The organism is Geminicoccus flavidas (assembly GCF_009806515.1).
In the GTDB taxonomy this organism is placed as follows: domain Bacteria; phylum Pseudomonadota; class Alphaproteobacteria; order Geminicoccales; family Geminicoccaceae; genus Geminicoccus; species Geminicoccus flavidus.
Genome location: NZ_WUJP01000826.1, coordinates 1 through 1,793, shown reverse-complemented (window position 1 = coordinate 1,793; position 1,793 = coordinate 1). Strand labels below are relative to the sequence as shown.

General features: G+C 68.0%; 1 protein-coding gene and 1 pseudogene. Both read right to left on the bottom strand.

Annotated elements, in window-relative coordinates; translation table 11 throughout:
* Window positions 1-466 (bottom strand): ABC transporter permease (locus tag EQG76_RS23705; protein WP_235031531.1); only part of this gene is annotated, 466 nt, incomplete at its 3' end.
* 758 nt (window positions 467-1,224) lie between these two features.
* Window positions 1,225-1,793: pseudogene (locus EQG76_RS33635) on the bottom strand (hypothetical protein); the annotation flags it as partial.

The window sequence follows — 1,793 nt, the reverse complement described above, 5'->3', positions numbered from 1 at the left end:
CCACCACGCCTACCAGCACGCCGCGGGTGATGCCGCCCGCCACCACGCCGAACACCAGCTCACCGGGGCTCAGCGGCGGCATCAGATAGTCGACGATGTTGCCCTGCACCTTGGCGATCAGGATGGCGCTGGACGTGTTGGCGAACGCGTTCTGCACGATCGCCATCATGATCAGGCCGGGTGCGAGGAAGGTGAGATAGGGCATGCCCGCCACGGTGCGGCCGGTGCCGCCCAGCGCCATGGCGAAGATCGCCAGGAAGATCAGGGTGGTGACCAGCGGCGCCAGCAGGGTCTGACCGAACACCTTCAGGAAGCGGCGGACCTCCTTCAGGTAGAGGGTCCACAGGCCCACCAGGTTCAGGTCGAATGGGGTGCCGAAGGTGCTGCCGTCCTTGGGTGTAGCCTCCAGAAAGCGCCGGTCGATGCCGGCCTCCAGCCGCCCTGCCGAGGGTTCCGTCGCCATCATGCGTCCATGTCGTGATCGGCCAAAGCGCCCGGCCAAGCCGGGCCGCTGGCTTGTGCCACGGAACGCCCTGTCATGCACCCCCGCCGGCACCGCCGGGCCGGCGAAGGCCTCCTGCGCCTGGGCTGTCGCGGTGGGGAGCATGCCATCCGCGGCCAGTTCGTGCGTCGCCGGTTCGACGCATGGCGTCATGGGGGCGGCGCCCAATAACGACGGTGAGCAGGGCGGGCTCCCCGCTGGCTCGGCGGCACACGCAGCGTTGCTCGGATGACTTCTCCTCGGCGGCGGGCGCCGCGACGGCGCCATGTGCAGGGCCTGACGGACAGGGCCCGCCCGCCGGCCTGGACGGCACAGGCTGTGGTGACGCCGACCGAGGCGATTCGATTCCGGTAGGCCGGTGAGCAAGCTGGCGGCCAGGTTCAGGTCGCCAACGGCATGGGGTCGGCTCGGGCGAAGCGGATGACGAATTCGGGTGGCCCTGGAGCCTTCTGGCGAAGGATGCGCAGCTCCCATTTCTCCTCCCGCAGGAGGGGCAGGATCCGGGTGAGCCTCGCGCATGGCAGCGAGCCTTGCACCTGCTCTGCAGGCGCTGCCCGACGACCCCTGCGTCCGCCGGCGGCGTCCGGCTGTGGTCTCGCCGCGTTCGGCATGAGCGAATCGATCCCGGTGGAAGACGAGCCGCATGATCCGCTGGAGCGCGCGTTTCCATCGGAAGCGGTCCGTTTGGCTCTCGCAGCAATGCCTGGCACTACTCTGGCACCTTAGCAGGTAGACACCCGGTAAGGTTGGTGCCGCGGTGTGGCAGCGGATCCAGGTGCGGTGGAACGGCTCGACCAGCCGGCGGCGGATAGCTGACAGGTCGGCTGTGGTGGTGGCCCTGGTGGTCTGGCTTCAATGCCCTTTCCCCGCTCCTTGAGGCGGAGGTGCTGAAGGAAGCAGAAAGGGCGATCATGGTCATGAGCGCGTGGCGGTGCAGGCCGGTTCATCGGCGGCCAGCAGACCCGCCGATCCATCCCTGGAAGGATGATGCCAGGAGGCCATCACGGGGATCGTCCCTCGAAGTGGCCGAGGCCGAGTTCCTCCTTCATCTGCTGGTGGGCTTGTTCACAGATCCATCGATCGCAGCAGCGATCGATGGATCCGTCTCCAGAGGGCCGGGCAAAAGCCCGACCAGGGCTCGCCTTGATGGTAGCCGCCAGTTCCTGGAGGCTCGCGTGTTCTGACAGGTTGGAGAGGTGGTACTTGCGCTCGCCGGAACCGAGATGCTCGCCCACCAGCCAGACCGCCTCACCCGGCAGGCCCTGCCTGATCTGCTCCCCCTCGGCTGGAC